Source organism: Vibrio bivalvicida, from assembly GCF_001399455.2.
GTDB classification, from domain to species: Bacteria; Pseudomonadota; Gammaproteobacteria; order Enterobacterales; family Vibrionaceae; genus Vibrio; species Vibrio bivalvicida.
On record NZ_LLEI02000013.1, the window covers coordinates 113,678 to 130,997 of the forward strand.

Here is a 17,320-nt window from a genome sequence, read left to right on the forward strand (position 1 = left end):
TTATTGTCTCCAATCCTTTGAATTCTTAAAGCGCTTCGGCGTCCATTTCACCGGTACGAATACGTACCGCTTGGCTGAGGTCATAAACAAAAATTTTGCCATCGCCGATTTTTCCGGTGTGTGCTGCTTTTGAAACCGCTTCAATCACGCGGTCTACGTTTTCTGCCTGAGTTGCTATTTCAAGTTTTACCTTCGGCAAAAAATCAACTTGGTACTCAGCACCACGGTAAAGCTCGGTGTGACCTTTCTGACGGCCAAATCCCTTAACCTCTGATACTGTCATCCCTTCAATACCAACATCGGCTAGGGCCTCACGAACATCGTCTAATTTGAACGGTTTGATAATCGCATTTATAAGTTTCATCGCATCCTCTCTGAAGCTGTCATCCTTTTGCTTATTAGTAATCCAAGGTACGTGCCAACTTATTAAATTATTGATTTAAATAAAAACAAGCCTCAAATATAGCTCAACAAACAAAAAGGGCGCACCAACTCGGTGCGCCCTTTTCACAAAATTAAAGCAAGTCTAAGATAGCTCACCACAAAAGTGCATTACTTGGTTGTGAGAAAAGTTTTCCATTGCTCAATTAGATCTTCGAAGTCTTCCAACCCACAGTTGGCTGTACTTTCACTGTCATAAAAATCAAACTCGCTATTTGCGTCCATCTCCTGACCATGAGCAAGTACATTTTCTTGAACCGTTGCTTCATCACCTTGAATCATTAGGGAAATTTCAGTGCCTTCTAAGGCATGCTCTTGTTGAGGGTTAGAGCGTGCTTCGCGAATTAAATGATCAACGCGATCAATTTTCTGCCAATCTTTACCAATTTCTTCCTGCAGCCAACGTGCAACAATTTCGTGCCCCATACTGGACTTCACATAGTATTCGCCCATTAAAGTGTTCCTAATAAACTCGAATTCCATAGGGCGCCTCTTGTAGTTCTGCCAAACTTAATCGGCGGGAGTATACAGGGTCGGGAATCAAGGGTCGAGAATTGGGGATCTCCTCAAGCGAGTAGATAGCTTAGTGAGATTCCCTACTCCTTCCTTCGTCAGTCTAGGGAATGACAGAATTAAAATAGATCCTACTACTCTCGCACCTAGAGCGAAGCGTTTCATAGGACGAAGTCCGTTCCCATTGTCTAAAAAAAAGCGCCCACCTTTTGGCGAGCGCTATATCATTACTTGAACCGCGACTAAACGTTAGACTGGCTCTTGAAAAATCACTTCATCCGCTTTCTTAGTGTACTCTTCCATCTTATGGAAGTTCAGGTAGCGGTATGTATCCGCTGCCGTTGCATCAATCTTCTGAGCGTACTCCAAGTACTCTTCCTTAGTTGGGATACGCCCTAGAATGGCACCCACAGCAGAAAGCTCTGCTGACGCTAGGTAAACATTCGCACCAGTACCCAAACGGTTCGGGAAGTTACGAGTAGATGTTGACATGACTGTCGCTTTGTCGGCAACACGTGCTTGGTTACCCATACATAGCGAACAACCCGGAGTTTCAATACGAACCCCCGCACGGCCAAAGATACCGTAGTAACCTTCTTCCGTTAGCTGATCTTTATCCATCTTAGTTGGTGGTGCAACCCATAGACGAGTGCTTAGGGAACCATTGAACTCTTCAAGCATCTTACCCGCAGCGCGGAAGTGGCCGATGTTAGTCATACATGAACCGATGAACACTTCGTCGATGCTAGTGCCCTGAACTTCAGACAGCAGACGCGCGTCATCAGGATCGTTTGGTGCACAAAGTACAGGCTCTGTGATATCAGCAAGATCAATCTCGATAACGTGCGCATATTCTGCGTCAGCATCTGCAGATAGTAATTCAGGGTTCGCCAGCCACTCTTGCATTGCAGTAATGCGACGTTCGATTGTGCGTACATCACCGTAACCTTCTGCGATCATCCACTTAAGCATGGTGATGTTCGAGTTTAAGTACTCTTCGATAGACTCTTGAGATAGCTTAACGGTACAACCTGCTGCGCTGCGTTCTGCAGATGCATCAGAAAGCTCGAATGCTTGCTCTACAGATAAGTGCTCAACACCTTCGATCTCTAGGACACGGCCAGAGAATTCGTTGATCTTACCTGCTTTCTCTACAGTTAGTAGACCTTGCTTGATGCCGTATAGCGGAATTGCATGTACTAGGTCACGTAGCGTGATACCTGGCTGCATTTCACCTTTGAAGCGCACCAAGATTGATTCTGGCATATCAAGCGGCATAACACCTGTCGCAGCAGCAAATGCCACAAGACCAGAACCAGCAGGGAAGGAAATACCTAGTGGGAAACGAGTATGCGAGTCACCACCTGTACCTACTGTATCAGGTAGAAGCATACGGTTTAACCATGAGTGGATAACACCATCGCCCGGACGTAGAGAAACACCTGCGCGGTTCATGATGAAATCAGGTAGAGTATGGTGAGTGTTAACGTCAACTGGCTTAGGATATGCCGATGTATGACAGAAAGACTGCATCACAAGATCTGCAGAGAAGCCAAGACATGCAAGGTCTTTTAGCTCGTCACGCGTCATAGGACCCGTTGTATCCTGAGAACCTACCGTAGTCATCTTAGGCTCACAGTATTGACCTGCACGAACACCTTCAACACCACACGCTTTACCAACCATCTTCTGAGCTAGTGTGTAACCTTTCTCAGAAGCTGATGGGTCAACAGGCTTAGCAAATAGATCCGTCTCTTCTAGGCCTAGAGATGTACGAGCACGGCTTGTTAGGCCACGACCGATGATAAGCGGGATACGACCACCAGCGCGTACTTCATCAAGTAGTACTTTGCTTAATTCAAAGCTTGAGATCTCTGCGCCGCCTTTACGTACAACACCTTCGTATGGGTAGATATCAATCACATCTCCCATGTTCATGTCTTGTACATTCAATTCGATCGGTAGTGCACCTGAATCTTCCATTGTGTTGTAGAAGATTGGCGCGATCTTACCGCCTAGACACACACCACCAGTGCGCTTGTTTGGTACATATGGGATATCATCACCCATAAACCAAAGCACTGAGTTGGTTGCAGATTTACGTGAAGAACCAGTACCAACTACGTCACCAACGTATGCTAATGGGATACCGTCTTTCTGTAGTTCTTCAATCTGCTTAATTGGACCAACACTACCTTGCTCATCAGGGTTGATGCCGTCACGTTCCATTTTAAGCATCGCTTTTGCGTGCACAGGGATATCTGGGCGAGACCAAGCATCAGGTGCTGGAGATAAGTCATCGGTGTTCGTCTCACCGGTCACTTTAAATACTTTAACCGTGATTTTTTCAGCAACTTTCTCTTTTGAAGTAAACCATTCAGCGTCAGCCCATGACTGAAGAACTTGCTGTGCGTAAGTATTACCAGCTTTCGCTTTCTCTTCTACATCGTAGAAAGCGTCAAACATAAGTAGAGTGTGTGAAAGTGCTTTAACTGCGATTGGCGCTAACGCCTCATCTTCTAGCAACTCAACGAGTGGAGCGATGTTGTAACCGCCCTGCATGGTACCAAGCAGTTCTGCTGCTTTTTCACGGCTAACAAGCGGCGATTCCACTTCACCTTTTGCGACGGCCGTTAGGAAACCAGCTTTAACGTAGGCAGCTTCATCAACACCAGGAGGGATACGATTCTCTAGTAGGTCAAGAATAAATGCTTCTTCACCTTGAGGTGGGGTTTTAAGAAGTTCAACTAGGCCGGCAACTTGCTCAGCGTCCAGTGGTCTAGGAACAACTCCTTCAGCAGCACGCTCTTCGACGTGTTTACGGTAGGCTTCAAGCACGACTTTTTCCTCTCATTGCGGTTCCTCCCTCTTATGCTATTTATTCAAAGAATAAGGGAGTGAACATCCTTGGAAACTTGGCTCTCCTTGCCATATTTTTCATTCAATGCTGACTGATAAACAGTGCCAGAGAGGCCAAACTGTGGGCGGTAGGATAGCAAATTTAACGTTAAATTAAAAACTAATCATTTTGACCAACATAGCAACTTAAGACTAAAGTTCTATGATTTTTCCCGTTAAATCTGCCAAAGTCCTACTTGATGACAATGGGATATTATGGCGTTTAATGAAACTCACGTTACTTAAATGTAGTGCCTATGATTAAGTAGAATGAGTCAAAATTCTGCTCAGTGCGGCCATAGCCAAACATAATGGGACCTACTGGCGAATCCACTCCAGCAAACACTGAACCTGCAGCATATAACGGTGCATCATCAATATCTAAGTCGGGATCATTCCAGACGCCGCCATATTCCATTGAACCACCAATATAGAATGGTGAAGTAAATAAGCCAAAATCGTTATCAAACCACCGGTAACGGTAAACAAGGCTGCCGAACACTTTATTTTGCCCAATTAAGCTATTACGTGGGATCCCCGATAAATTTAGAAAACCACCAATTTCTTTAGGATCAATTGGGATAGATGAGTTTTTATTGTTTACGAACCCTACATCGATATTTGCAACCAAAGTATGGCGAGCAAAAGTCTGTGCTGCGATCATTTTCGCACCAAACTCATACGCAGTGTCTTCTTCTACCATAGCCTCCCTGAACAAGGTTCCACCGACACTTTCATCGTGAGAGATTAAATAATCTAAATCAAGGTATAAACCTCTGCGTGGTAGGCTGTAGTTATCCAGAGTATCGATTCGATAATTGGCAAAAACACCCAATCGCTTATAGTCTAAATCTAGATATGACGGCAGGGTCGATAGCTCCCCATCTCCATCAACATACCTTGCGCCAACTTTAAATCGTCGCCATAAGGTATCTTGATAGCCTAACGCCAACTCCGCGGTCCATTCGCTATAAGTTAATGGGAAATAATTTTTTGTTGCTGATAGCGTCGTATCTTCAAATCCAGAATCAGGTAGGTTGCGTTTCTCGCTACTGTACGTGACACCAAAAGTGGTAAATGCTTTCTGACTGGAAAAGAAAGGACTATACAGCTGCGCTTGAAACAGCTTGTCTGTCCCAATTTCAAAATTGGTTCTTAATTCTGCGCCAAAGTCATTCAAGTTGGTAAAATTACTCGATATGCCAATCGAATACTGGCTATCTGTTGTAAAGTCATCTTCTAGGAAAAAGCGAAAATTAACGTAGTTTGGTCCCCAGGACTTTTCGTTAACATCGACAATTAAGCTATCTTGTCCATCAACAACGTCATAGCGATATTTGATCAGCTCAAAGCGGTCTAAAGCATACAAGTCTTGAACACTTTGTTCTACCTCGGCCAAAGAGTACTCATTGCCAGGCTCCAAACTTAGACGCTGCTCTAACAGAGCATCAGCGTAGTGAGTTTTGTTGTTTATCACCACATTCTGCACTGTGATTTCATCTCCATATCTTAATTCACGACGCACATCTTCCTTATGATCAACGTATTTTTGATATTGCCCAGAGGAAAAACTGAGCTTTTTGAGCAACTCTTTGTTCTCCATTGTCACCTGATAACCTTTTTCAAAAGCGTCAGGCATCTTGGCAAATTCAGTCGTTTCCATATCGCCGACTTCAGGGCGTAGATACAGATCTTTTTCAGTAAGCAATTCTGCCTGCTGATTAGTGGTATTTCGTACTAGGTAGTTAGATAGCTGATCAGCAACAGTAAATAGCGTGGTAAAGTCTTCTTCGTTCTTGTATTCAGTACTAATATCAATGGCAATCACAACATCGGCACCAAGATCGCGGGCAACGTCCACCGGCATATTATTTGTGACCCCACCATCGACAAGCAATCGACCATCAAGATTATACGGTGGTAGGGCTCCGGGTACTGACATACTCGCCATCATAGCATCGACTAAGTAACCACGATCAATCACAACAGGTTCAAGGTCGATAATATCGGTCGCGACAGAGCGGTAAGGGATCGCTAACTCATCGAAAGACTCAAATGGAGGCAAGTTCCCTGCGGTTTCACGCAGCAGCTTTAACATTCCTTGCCCCTGAACAATACCTCTTTTGCCGCGAACTTCACCCCAGCGCAGCCCTAAATCAGTGGTTAACTGGTATCTATCTTCGTACTCTTTGTCTTGTACTTTACGCTGGCTGCGATCAACCCTATCGCGGTAGCCGCTGTTCCAATCCACTGTATGGATAAAAGACTCGATTTCATCCGCACTCATACCTGTCGCATACAAACCACCAACGTATGACCCCATACTGGTACCAGTAATAATGTCGACAGGAACTCTTAGCTCTTCAAGCGCTTTCAATACACCAATATGTGCAGCCCCTTTTGCTCCACCACCAGCCAAAACAAGCGCCACTTTCGGTCTTGTCTCTTGGTCAGATTCTGCTTGAACCAACGCACTAAATGTAATGCTTCCGATAACACATGCTAGGAAGCCAATGAGTTTGGTCACGATTCGAGTTCCTTTCTAAAGCCTATGCTGTGTTTATACTGGCAGAGTTGATCATCGTAAAGCATTAATATTCAACACAATGATTGCTACCAACTAAATAATTTCTTTAACCACTGCTTCGGCTGACTATCACACTGTTTTTGTAAACGGTCACTGACATCCCAGATTGGCAACTTAAACTCATTTGAGCAGTCGAGATCTAGGCTACCTTGCGCGGTTTTAGCAAAACCTAAGGTACTCACCCCTTGTGGCCAAGGCAGGGTTAATTTCTCTGGAATTCGATGCTTTAGATATTCTGCATACACGCGTAATGCCCCGCTAGAGCCTGTTAGCTTGGTCGGTTTATTATCGTCGCGGCCAAGCCAGATAGTGGTGACCTCTCGCCCATCAACGCCAACAAACCAACTATCTCGGGTGTCGTTACTGGTGCCTGTTTTACCAGCAAGCGCCGCCCAAGCAAACTGACTATTGAGATAACGGCCTGTTCCTTCTAATACGCCGCGTTTCATCGCGTAAGTCGTTAACCAAGCTGCTTGTTGATCAACAGTTTGCGACACTCTAGGTAAAGACTGGTACAGCACATTGCCATCAAGGTCGATCACTGAACGTAATGCCGACAGTCTTGCCTGTTTGCCTGAGTTAGTCAGGGTCTGATACATTTGCGCAACTTGAAATGGCGTTAAGCTAAACGAGCCAAGGAACATAGAAGGTACTGGGCGAATTTCGTTTTTATCCACCCCAAGCTTTTCTAACGTTTTAACCACGCTCGAGATGCCTAGCTGCATTCCAAGCTCAACTGTTGGCACATTGAGTGACTTTGCCAATGCAATATACAAAGGCACATCACCGCGGAATTTACGGTCATAGTTGCGTGGGGACCAAACGTTGCCTTTACTACCTTTTAAGCTGATCGGTTTATCGTGCAAGGTTGTCGCTAGGTTGTACTTTTCCGGTTGCTCCAGTGCGGTTAGGTACACAGCTGGCTTGGCTAAAGAACCAATTTGGCGACTGGCGTTCAACGCTCGATTGAAGCCATCATAGCCAGTGCGCTTACCGCCGACCATGGCGCGAATTTCTCCGCTATGGCGATCTACAGCGACTGCGGCACCTTCAAGAGACTTACCTGCAACATTAGCAAGTTGCGGGATCTTTTTAGCGATCGCCTGCTCTAACTCTTGCTGCGATACAGGGTCTAGTGAGGTAAAGACTTTTAAACCAACATCCGATTGGTATGCCTCACCCACTTTCTGTTTTAGTTCAATGTTCAATTGCTGGAAATAGGCAGGCTGACGGCTAGCAATACGTGGGTTGTCTTGGATATCCAGCGGTCGACTTGCTGCCATGTCATATTGGCGCGCCGTTAAGATATCGTGTTGCATCATTAGACGCAGCACCAAGTCGCGGCGCTTTTTTGCTCGCTCAGGGAAACGAACCGGATTGTAGTACGAAGGCCCTTTGACCATACCTACTAATAAGGCGAGCTGATCAATACGTAATTCTTGAATCGGTTGCCCAAAGTAAAGCCGTGATGCTAGGCCGAAACCGTGAATCGCTTGTCCGCGGCTCTGCCCCAAATAAACTTCATTAAGATACGCCTCTAAGATCCGATCTTTGCTATAACGATGGTCGAGTATTAACGCAATATACGCTTCGCGGATTTTTCGCCACAAGGTGCGATCACTTGATAGGAAGATATTCTTCGCCAATTGCTGCGTAAGCGTACTTCCCCCCTGAACCGTTCGTCCGGCTTTGACATTGGCGACCAAGGCTCGTGCAATCGCGAGTGGAGACACCCCCTCGTGTTGGTAGAAGTCGCGATCTTCAGTCACTAGCAAGGCATCAATCATCACCTCTGGGAATTGCTCGCGCTTAACAAACAACCTTTGCTCATCGTGATTTTTCTCGAGCATTCCCAACATCTTAGGTTCAACTCGTAGATAACCTAAATCACCTTTTTTCTCCAGTGACTCAATTCGTTGCAAACTACTTTGCGAGAAATATAGCATCACATGACGATCCGGCTCAGGGCCATCAGAAAACTCAAAAGGTCGGCGGATAAGCTCTATCTTGGTGGATGATGAAGAGTACTCGCCGGGAAACCGCGGCTGACGCACCTTACGATAATTGAGAACATCCAGTTCATTACGGACTTCTTGGATCGTAATCGCATCACCGGGAGCTAAGTTGAGAATACGCGCATAAACCACAGTTGGTAAGTCAAAAAGCTGTCCTTCAAAACGCTGTTTTACCAAGCTATCGAGATAGATCCCAACCACTAGTAGGACGGCACATCCCGCCAAAGTCAGCTTCCAACTAAAGCCCCAAATAGCCTTCAACCAAGAACGTTGCGGTTTCTTTTTCGGACTGCGTTTCGGCGATTTAGACGCACGTTTACGAACAGGTTTCTTAGCGGTGCTTTTGGTACCTGTCGAGGCTGTTTTTTTGGTCATGAGTTCATTTGTCGTTTGGTTTTCGTTGTCGCTACGTGGTTAGCCGGATCGTCAGGCCACACATGTTTCGGGTAGCGCCCTTTCATCTCTTTCTGCACTTCTTTATATGCCCCACTCCAAAAACTCGCCAGATCACGCGTTACCTGAAGTGGCCTCTGTGCAGGAGAAAGCAACTCTAAAACTAAACGTTTTCTACCCAAGGCAATTTCTGGCGAATCTTGCTCACCAAAAACTTCTTGCATTCGAACGGATAGAACAGGTTCTTGCCCTTGCTGATAGCGTATTTTTTTCTTGCTGCCCGTAGGAACTTGGTAATGTGTTGGCAGCCACTTGTCTATCTCTTGATTTAACGGCCAACCTAAATAGGCCATTAGAGCTGCCTCGATGTCGACTTTCGCCAATGCTTTTACAGAGCCAACACCAGTTAAGTACGGCTCTAGCCAGATGGCTAGGTTGTCCAACAGTCCAGATTCATCAAGCGCAGGCCATTGTTGCTCAGGTAACCACTCCTGTCCGCAGCGCATACGCTCTAAAAGCTCAACGCTTTGCGGTGTCCAATTTAATACTGAAAGCCCTTTACGTTGAACGAAATTAAGTAAAGCTTGCGTCATTTTTTCGCGCGAGGGTTCAGGAAGCGATGCTGTCTCAGTGATTAAGCGACCGATCTTTGTCTGTCGCTGAGCAACGAGTCGACCTTTTTGCTCATCCCAATCCACAACCTCTTGCCGTCTAAACAACTCCGGAGAGTGATTTTGCAGCTCAAACACATCTAACTCTACCGCTGTCAAAACCTGCGAGGACTCTGAGTGGCTGCGCATTAAGTCCAACACCACTAAATAGTCGCTACTCGCCAACCTTTGCGTATCTTGGATTTGCGCACCATGCCCATTAGCCAATAAGAACCTACCAATCTGATTCACTCTCGCCTTAGCAATTCGATCAGGAAAAGCCTGCGCTAACAACACTGCCACCTTTGACTCATCGACATTATCTAAACAAAAACGATGGCCCATTCGCTTAGCTATCACCTTCGCTCGCTCGATAACCATTTTCTGTTTGCTATGCTTGCCTTGCTTGAAACGATGCATGCTATGCATAAAGTCGAGAGCATTGCGCTCTGGCTCTTCCAACAGAGCGACAATCGCTGAGGCTGTTTCTAGAGAGCAGTTCGCTTTGGCGAGCATAGCGCAAGATCTCGGCTCTAAACCTAACTTCGAGGCAAGTTTTCCCGCTTCTGTTAACTGGCTTTTGTTATCCAATAACCCAAGTTGCACAAGCAGCGCTTTGGCTTGGTTTATAGCGCTAGCGGGTGGTACATCTAACCAGCCCAGTTCAGCGGGAGTTTTCGCTCCCCACTGAGCAAGTTCAAGAACCAGATTAGACAAATCAGAATGCAGAATTTCCGCCTGAGGCACATAAGGCTGTTGAGCGAGTTGTCCTTCGGAATATAAGCGTACACAAATACCCGGTTCGATTCGTCCAGCCCGCCCAGATCTTTGCTCGGCTGAAGATTGAGCAATTCGAGTCTGCTCTAAACGCGTAACACCGCTTTTTAGGTCAAACTTAGCCACTCGTTCATAACCACAATCAACCACTAGCCTGATGCCTTCGATTGTGAGTGAGGTTTCGGCAATATTAGTGGCCAACACCACCTTACGTTGACCACTCGCCACAGGTTGTATAGCCGCTTGTTGTTGGGAAAAGTCGAGCTGTCCATATAGTGGGCACACCTGAATTTCACTCGTCAACTGCTGTAAACGCTCTTCGACACGTTTGATCGCCGCTACGCCGGGAAGAAAAGCCAATAAAGATCCTGATTCACTGCTCATCAGAGCAGAAATCTGTTTTGCCATCTGGTCTTCCAAACGCTCATTTGGCTTGGGTGGCACGTAACGATGTTCAACAGGATAGCTACGTCCATGTGACTCAACGTACTCTGACTCTGGGAGTAAACGAGATAGAGCATGTTGATCTAACGTTGCCGACATCACCACTAGCTTGAGATCATCACGTAGCGCTTCCTGGATCTCTAGGCAAAACGCCAGAGCCGTATCAACATGAATACTGCGCTCGTGAAATTCATCGAAGATGATCAGGTCAACACCTATCAGTTCAGGATCAGACTGAATCATGCGTGTTAGAATGCCTTCAGTAACCACTTCTAATTGAGTCTGCTCACTGGTCTGATTCTCACCACGAACGCGATAACCCACACGCTGCCCGACTCTTTCACCCAATTGCAGGGCGAGATATCGAGCAATGTTTCGCGCCGCCAGTCGTCTTGGCTCAAGCATAATGATCTTGCCTTTCACCACTTTCTGCCTAAGCAGTTGCAGTGGAAAATAGGTTGACTTACCAGCACCAGGTGCCGCTTTAAGGATCAATTGAGAACAAGTGCGAACAGCAGAAAGTAACTCTGGCATCACGCCTTCAATAGGCAGTTGTGACAATGGGATGACCTTATGGTGTAATGTTGGCAACTATTGTACATAAAAACAGTAACTAGTCCCAAATGAAGTTCGATCCCCCTTTAGATTCAGCTACGTTAGTTAAGCGTTATAAACGCTTTCTCACCGACATTACTTTGCCAGATGGCAGTGAGCGCACAATCCATTGCGCTAACACTGGCGCTATGACTGGCTGTGCGACGCCCGGTAATAAAGTATGGTATTCAACCTCTGACAATCCGAAGCGTAAATACCCAAACAGTTGGGAGCTAACAGAAACAAGTCAAGGCCATCGCATCTGTATTAACACCGTGCGCGCAAACCAATTGGCGGTAGAAGCAATAGAAGCGGGAGTGATTGCAGAACTACAGGGCTATGACCAACTTCAAACAGAAGTGAAATATGGTAATGAAAATAGCCGGATTGATATCTTGCTCAATTCAAAAAATCAACCAAAATGCTATATAGAGGTTAAAAGCGTCACCTTATTAGATGAGGAATTCCAAGGCCAAGGGTATTTCCCAGATGCAGTCACTACTCGTGGACAAAAACATCTGAGAGAACTCACAGAAATGGTGCAATCTGGAAGCAGAGCGATACTTTTGTTCACTGTTTTACATTCAGGGATTGAAAAAGTCTCTCCTGCACTCCATATAGACGCCAAATATTCACAATTACTGAAATACGCTCAAGAACAAGGAGTGGAAGTACTGTGCTACAAAGCAGAGCTTTCAAGCGATGAGATCAAACTGGTCAAGTCACTCAAATTTAGCCATTCACGGCCAAAAATGATGTGACCTTCACAATGACAGTAAGTTTAGTCTCCAGTATTTGCCTCCAATGATTCTTTTTGCTATAGATACCCGCCTTAAAAATAACTGCGAGCGCAGTTGACTAGGTGTTAGTAGGAGATGCTGCATGCCAGAATCAAAGAAAAAAGCGCTAGGCATCCTAGCCATTGCAGGGGTTGAGCCATACACAGAGAAAGCTGGTGAAGAATACATGTCACCTGAGCAGTTGGCTCATTTTACAAAAATTCTATCAGCTTGGCGCAACCAGCTCAGGGAAGAAGTTGATCGCACTGTACACCATATGCAGGACGAGGCAGCAAATTTCCCAGATCCCGTTGACCGTGCTTCTCAAGAAGAAGAGTTCAGCTTAGAGCTACGTAACCGTGACCGTGAACGTCGTCTGATTAAGAAGATCGAAAAGACGTTGAACAAGATCGAAGAAGATGACTTTGGCTTCTGTGAATCTTGTGGTGTCGAGATCGGTATTCGTCGTCTAGAAGCTCGCCCAACCGCAGACCTTTGTATTGACTGTAAGACTCTTGCAGAAATCAAAGAGAAGCAAATGCAAGGTTAATACAGACTTGCAATAACTATTGAAGGGAGCTGTGGCTCCCTTTTTGGTTTGTATCACGATTTAAAAACAGTATGAGTTATATTGGTCGCTTCGCTCCATCCCCATCAGGCCCTTTGCACTTTGGCTCTTTAATTGCTGCACTGGGTAGTTATTTCCAAGCCAAAGCTCATCATGGCCAATGGCTAGTGAGAATTGAAGACATAGATCCTCCACGAGAAATGCCAGGGGCCGCTGCGTTGATTTTGCAAACCTTAGAGGCTTACCATCTTTATTGGGATGGCGAAGTGGTTTATCAAAGCAAACGGTATGAGCTGTATCAATCGCAAATAGAGCGCTGGCTAAAATCTGGACAGGCGTATTATTGCCAGTGTACGCGTAAGCAAATTAAAGCGCTCGGTGGCTTCTATACAGGAACCTGTCGCGATCTTGACTTAACCAACCATGACCAATGTGCGATTCGTTTACGCATGACTCAGCCAGTTTATCAGTTTGAAGATAAGCGCCACGGCACATTAACTATCCCTGCCTCGCTGGCAAATGAAGATTTTATTATCAAGCGCCGCGATGGATTGTTCGCCTATAACCTTGCTGTAGTATTGGATGACATTGACCAAGGAGTGACAGAGGTAGTGCGTGGAGCAGACTTAATTGAGCCAACGGGCAGACAAATAAGCCTTTATCAAATGCTAGATCGTAGACCTGTAAACTATTTGCACCTTCCGTTGGCGCTTGATACAAATGGTCATAAGTTGTCCAAACAAAACCATGCCAAAGCGGTAGATAACGATAACCCTAAGCCCGCACTACTTGATGCAATGCAGTTCTTAGGGTTTGATATTACGGAAGAAATTCGTCGGTCGAGTATAGATGAAATCATTGAATGGGGTGTGAAGAACTGGCATGTTACTCAGTTGCCTTCATCGACTGAGATCACACCATTATTCTCAAACCGCTCGCTGTAGGCTATTATAAGCCGCAAATTCGCCCCTTGCGGGCCTAGGAAACTAAACTCACGCAAGGTTGGTTTAACCAATGATTGCCAGATGCACATGAATAAAAACGACTATACACCCAGCGAATCTCGAGCAATTACTGAGCTCGATTTAAATATTATTACTCGCCAAGAGCATAACATCTCGCGCAAAAAAATCAGTGATAATGCATTGAAGGTGCTATACCGTCTTCATGGTGCAGGCTTCGACGCATATCTTGTTGGTGGTGGTGTTCGAGACTTACTTCTTGGCCAAGCGCCGAAAGATTTCGACATTGCAACCAATGCCACGCCAGAGCAAATCAGACAGCTATTCAAAAACTGCCGTTTAATTGGTCGTAGATTCCGCCTAGCCCACATTATGTTTGGTCGCGACATCATTGAAGTGGCCACCTTCCGTGGTCATCATCAGGAACCGAGCAAAAATGTCTCGCAACAATCGAAAGAAGGTATGTTGCTACGTGACAATGTTTACGGCACCATTGATGAAGATGCCGAACGTCGTGACTTTACCATCAATGCGATGTACTACAGCATTGGGGACTACTCAATTCATGATTACGCCGGCGGTAATGAAGATCTAGAAGACAAGCTGATTCGTTTGCTTGGTGATCCTGAAACGCGCTATCGCGAAGATCCAGTACGTATGTTACGCGCTATCCGCTTTGCCGTAAAACTCGACTTCGACATCGAAGAAGACACTGCAGAGCCAATTGAAGCTCTGTCAACTTTACTGCAAGACATCCCACCAGCACGTCTTTATGAAGAATCACTGAAGATGCTGCAATCGGGTCATGGCTTAGAAACCTACCACCTGATGCGTGAATACAACTTATTCCAGCAATTATTTCCAACCATTGCTGAGTTCTTCACTGAGGACTACTCATCACAGACTGAGCAGATGCTTGACCTTGTATTGGATTCTACTGACCAACGAATTGAAGAAGGCAAGCGTATTAACCCTGCGTTTATGTTCGCCGCTATGCTTTGGTACCCACTACAAGAGAAAGCTAAACAGTTGATGGAGACACGAAAGCTTGCTTTCTATGATGCGATTATGGAAGCCAGCAACTATGTTCTTGATGATCAGGTCCGTACCATAGCGATTCCCCGCCGTCATACCGCGACCATCCGCGAAATTTGGCAACTGCAATTACGCATGCCACGCCGCAACGGTAAACGAGCCTTCCGTTTAATGGAACTCAACAAATTCCGTGCAGGTTTTGATTTCTTAGAGATGCGCGGTGAAATTGAACAAGGTGATACCGAGCAGCTGGCTAAATGGTGGGAAACCTTCCAAAACGCAGGCCGTAACATGCGTCAAGCTATGGTTGCCGATCTCGATGCATCTGCAGACGGTCAACCAAAGCCGCGTAGGCGCAAGAACTACCGTAAGAAAAAGCCGAAGGCATCATCATGATCACGGTATTTATCGCTGTAGGTAGTAATCTTAGCGATCCTGTCTCGCAAGCTAATGCGGCTATTGATGCATTAAAACAACTGCCAAAGTCAGAGTTTATACGTAGCTCTTCGTTATACAGCAGTACACCGATGGGCCCTCAAGACCAACCTGACTACATCAATGCCGTAGTGGAAGTAAAAACAGAATTAACGCCACTTGAACTGCTTGATTGCACCCAAGCTATTGAACAAGAACAAGGGCGCGTCCGTAAAGAAGAGCGTTGGGGTCCAAGAACCCTAGATCTCGATATTGTTCTTTATGGCAATGAGGTGATGGATTCCGAGCGCCTAGTCGTTCCTCATTACGGAATGAAAGAGCGTGAATTTGTGCTCTACCCGCTCGCAGAAATCGCACCAGATTTAACCCTCCCATGTGGGACCAGACTGCAAGACTTACTGAAAGTCGTTGATCAAAACGGTCTGCGTATTTGGCAATCATAGCCAACTCCTGTAAGGAAAAATCATGAAAAAAATTTCTATCAACGACCTAATGAAATGGAAGCAAGAAGGTCGTAAATTTGCAACTTCTACCGCTTACGATGCAAGCTTCGCTCAGCTATTCGAAAGCCAAGAAATGCCAGTACTGCTAGTAGGTGACTCGCTAGGTATGGTTCTTCAAGGCGAAACTTCAACGCTACCCGTGACAGTAGAAGAGCTTGCTTACCATACTCGCTGTGTTCGTGCCGGCAGCCCTAACTGTTTATTGATGGCTGATATGCCATTTATGAGCTATGCCACACCAGAGCAAGCGTGCGAAAATGCCGCGACTCTGATGCGTGCTGGTGCAAACATGGTAAAAATTGAAGGTGGCGACTGGCTAGTTGACACGGTGAAGATGCTTACAGAACGTGCGGTTCCTGTCTGTGCTCATCTAGGCTTAACGCCTCAGTCAGTGAATATCTTTGGTGGTTTCAAGGTTCAAGGCCGAGAACAAGATAAAGCCGATCGTATGGTTCGTGATGCACTTGCTCTGCAAGAAGCAGGCGCACAAATCATTTTGCTTGAATGTGTTCCAAAAGAACTCGCCGCACGAATCACTGAAGTGTGTGATGTGCCAGTGATTGGTATTGGTGCAGGAAACGTCACTGACGGTCAAATCTTAGTTATGCACGATATGTTCGGTATTGCAGCGAACTACATGCCAAAATTCTCGAAAAACTTCCTTGCTGAAACGGGTGACATGCGTAAAGCTGTAACCAAATACAAGCAAGACGTTGAAAGCGGTACTTTCCCAGACGATGAACACACAATCGCGTAAGGATTATAGTCATGCAAACTTTTGCTGAAATTGGCGCTCTTCGTGAGCAGATTAAGCAGTACAAGCGAGATGGCCGTAAGGTGGCTTTTGTTCCAACGATGGGCAACCTTCACGAAGGTCACTTAACATTGGTGCGCAAAGCGCGTGAATACGCAGAGATCGTCGTAGTTAGCATTTTCGTCAACCCTATGCAATTTGATCGCGCTGACGACTTGAACAACTATCCTCGTACCTTGGAAGATGACCTCAGCAAGCTAAACAGCGAAGGAGTAGAAGTTATCTTCACCCCAACGCCAGAGATCATTTACCCGAATGGTGTTGAGAGCCAAACTTCGATTGAAGTTCCAGGACTTTCAAACATCCTTGAAGGTGCGTCTCGTCCAGGTCACTTCCGCGGCGTCGCGACCGTAGTAACCAAGCTGTTTAATATAGTTCAACCAGATGTTGCCTGCTTTGGTGAGAAAGACTTCCAGCAACTTGCAGTGATCCGCAAACTGAGCGAAGACTTGGCACTTGATATCGACATCATTGGCGTGCCAACGGTACGTGAAATGGACGGCTTAGCAATGAGTTCTCGTAATGGCTTACTAACCATTGATGAACGCCAGCGTGCTCCTGTGCTTGCACGCACCATGCGTTGGATTAGCAGTGCGATTCGAGGTGGCCGTGACGACTACGCGTCTATCATTGAAGATGCAAGTGATCAGTTGCGTGCTGCCGGTCTGCAGCCTGATGAAATATTTATTCGCGATGCCCGCACTCTGCAAACAGTCACTCCCGAAACACCTCAAGCGGTGATTCTAATGTCTGCTTTCTTAGGTAAAGCACGCCTTATCGACAACCAAGTAGTTGAATTGGCTGTTGAAGCTAAGGAAGAAGAGGCAACAGAGACGCCTTCAGAGAGCGCTGAATAGCGAGAAGCGAGAAGCGAGAAGCGAGAAGCGAGAAGCGAGAAGCGAGAAGCGAGAA

The 17,320-nt window shown here is 46.0% G+C and carries 13 protein-coding genes; 7 read left to right on the forward strand and 6 right to left on the reverse strand.

Going from position 1 to position 17,320, the window contains the following annotated elements:
• Nucleotides 1-25: 25 nt before the first annotated feature.
• From glnK to hrpB, 6 genes are all read right to left on the reverse strand, one after another.
• Nucleotides 26-364 carry a P-II family nitrogen regulator gene (glnK, locus tag APB76_RS01800; RefSeq protein ID WP_004742633.1) on the reverse strand — a complete coding sequence of 113 codons (339 nt, stop codon included), beginning with the start codon at nt 362-364 and terminating at the stop codon, nt 26-28.
• A 188-nt stretch (nt 365-552) separates the two neighbouring features.
• A complete protein-coding gene (locus tag APB76_RS01805) occupies nt 553-924 on the reverse strand; it encodes a YacL family protein (protein ID WP_049845645.1) in 372 nt (123 codons plus the stop codon).
• Between the two features lie 279 nt (nt 925-1,203).
• The gene (gene acnB / locus APB76_RS01810) at nt 1,204-3,792 is read right to left on the reverse strand and encodes a bifunctional aconitate hydratase 2/2-methylisocitrate dehydratase (RefSeq protein ID WP_054962757.1); all 2,589 of its coding nucleotides are present in this window, start codon (nt 3,790-3,792) and stop codon (nt 1,204-1,206) included.
• Nucleotides 3,793-4,090: 298 nt separating this feature from the next.
• The gene (locus tag APB76_RS01815) at nt 4,091-6,379 is read right to left on the reverse strand and encodes a patatin-like phospholipase family protein (RefSeq protein ID WP_054962758.1); all 2,289 of its coding nucleotides are present in this window, start codon (nt 6,377-6,379) and stop codon (nt 4,091-4,093) included.
• An 86-nt stretch (nt 6,380-6,465) separates the two neighbouring features.
• Nucleotides 6,466-8,829: a penicillin-binding protein 1B gene (gene mrcB, locus APB76_RS01820; RefSeq protein ID WP_054962759.1), complete on the reverse strand. Its 2,364-nt coding sequence runs from the start codon at nt 8,827-8,829 to the stop codon at nt 6,466-6,468.
• Entirely contained in the window at nt 8,826-11,279 is a 2,454-nt protein-coding gene (hrpB, locus tag APB76_RS01825) for an ATP-dependent helicase HrpB (RefSeq protein ID WP_054962760.1), read from the reverse strand. The genes mrcB and hrpB overlap by 4 nt, the downstream gene beginning before the upstream one ends.
• A gap of 62 nt (nt 11,280-11,341) precedes the next feature.
• Here hrpB and sfsA point away from each other — a divergent pair, with 62 nt between their 5' ends.
• From sfsA to panC, 7 genes are all read left to right on the forward strand, one after another.
• Complete coding sequence (sfsA, locus tag APB76_RS01830) at nt 11,342-12,073, forward strand: DNA/RNA nuclease SfsA (protein WP_054962761.1); 732 nt, start codon at nt 11,342-11,344, stop codon at nt 12,071-12,073.
• A gap of 121 nt (nt 12,074-12,194) precedes the next feature.
• The gene (dksA, locus tag APB76_RS01835) at nt 12,195-12,641 is read left to right on the forward strand and encodes an RNA polymerase-binding protein DksA (RefSeq protein ID WP_049845639.1); all 447 of its coding nucleotides are present in this window, start codon (nt 12,195-12,197) and stop codon (nt 12,639-12,641) included.
• Nucleotides 12,642-12,712: 71 nt separating this feature from the next.
• The gene (gluQRS, locus tag APB76_RS01840; RefSeq protein WP_054962762.1) at nt 12,713-13,603 is read left to right on the forward strand and encodes a tRNA glutamyl-Q(34) synthetase GluQRS; all 891 of its coding nucleotides are present in this window, start codon (nt 12,713-12,715) and stop codon (nt 13,601-13,603) included.
• Between the two features lie 81 nt (nt 13,604-13,684).
• Nucleotides 13,685-15,052, forward strand: coding sequence for a polynucleotide adenylyltransferase PcnB (gene pcnB / locus APB76_RS01845; RefSeq protein WP_054962763.1), 1,368 nt, complete (start codon nt 13,685-13,687; stop codon nt 15,050-15,052).
• Complete coding sequence (gene folK, locus APB76_RS01850; RefSeq protein WP_054962764.1) at nt 15,049-15,534, forward strand: 2-amino-4-hydroxy-6-hydroxymethyldihydropteridine diphosphokinase; 486 nt, start codon at nt 15,049-15,051, stop codon at nt 15,532-15,534. Before pcnB ends, folK begins: the two co-directional genes overlap by 4 nt.
• 22 nt (nt 15,535-15,556) lie before the next feature.
• Nucleotides 15,557-16,351, forward strand: coding sequence for a 3-methyl-2-oxobutanoate hydroxymethyltransferase (gene panB, locus APB76_RS01855; RefSeq protein ID WP_049845635.1), 795 nt, complete (start codon nt 15,557-15,559; stop codon nt 16,349-16,351).
• Nucleotides 16,352-16,362: 11 nt separating this feature from the next.
• Nucleotides 16,363-17,265, forward strand: coding sequence for a pantoate--beta-alanine ligase (gene panC, locus APB76_RS01860; RefSeq protein ID WP_049845634.1), 903 nt, complete (start codon nt 16,363-16,365; stop codon nt 17,263-17,265).
• Nucleotides 17,266-17,320: the final 55 nt, after the last annotated feature.

Excerpts from the sequence above, each read along its gene's own strand:
- pcnB (WP_054962763.1), top strand. The coding sequence starts at position 13,685 with ATGCACATGAATAAAAACGACTATACACCCAGCGAATCTCGAGCAATT.
- panB (WP_049845635.1), top strand. The coding sequence starts at position 15,557 with ATGAAAAAAATTTCTATCAACGACCTAATGAAATGGAAGCAAGAAGGT.
- glnK (WP_004742633.1), bottom strand. The coding sequence starts at position 364 with ATGAAACTTATAAATGCGATTATCAAACCGTTCAAATTAGACGATGTT.
- APB76_RS01805 (WP_049845645.1), bottom strand. The coding sequence starts at position 924 with ATGGAATTCGAGTTTATTAGGAACACTTTAATGGGCGAATACTATGTG.
- gluQRS (WP_054962762.1), top strand. The coding sequence starts at position 12,713 with ATGAGTTATATTGGTCGCTTCGCTCCATCCCCATCAGGCCCTTTGCAC.
- sfsA (WP_054962761.1), top strand. The coding sequence starts at position 11,342 with ATGAAGTTCGATCCCCCTTTAGATTCAGCTACGTTAGTTAAGCGTTAT.
- dksA (WP_049845639.1), top strand. The coding sequence starts at position 12,195 with ATGCCAGAATCAAAGAAAAAAGCGCTAGGCATCCTAGCCATTGCAGGG.
- folK (WP_054962764.1), top strand. The coding sequence starts at position 15,049 with ATGATCACGGTATTTATCGCTGTAGGTAGTAATCTTAGCGATCCTGTC.
- panC (WP_049845634.1), top strand. The coding sequence starts at position 16,363 with ATGCAAACTTTTGCTGAAATTGGCGCTCTTCGTGAGCAGATTAAGCAG.
- mrcB (WP_054962759.1), bottom strand. The coding sequence starts at position 8,829 with ATGACCAAAAAAACAGCCTCGACAGGTACCAAAAGCACCGCTAAGAAA.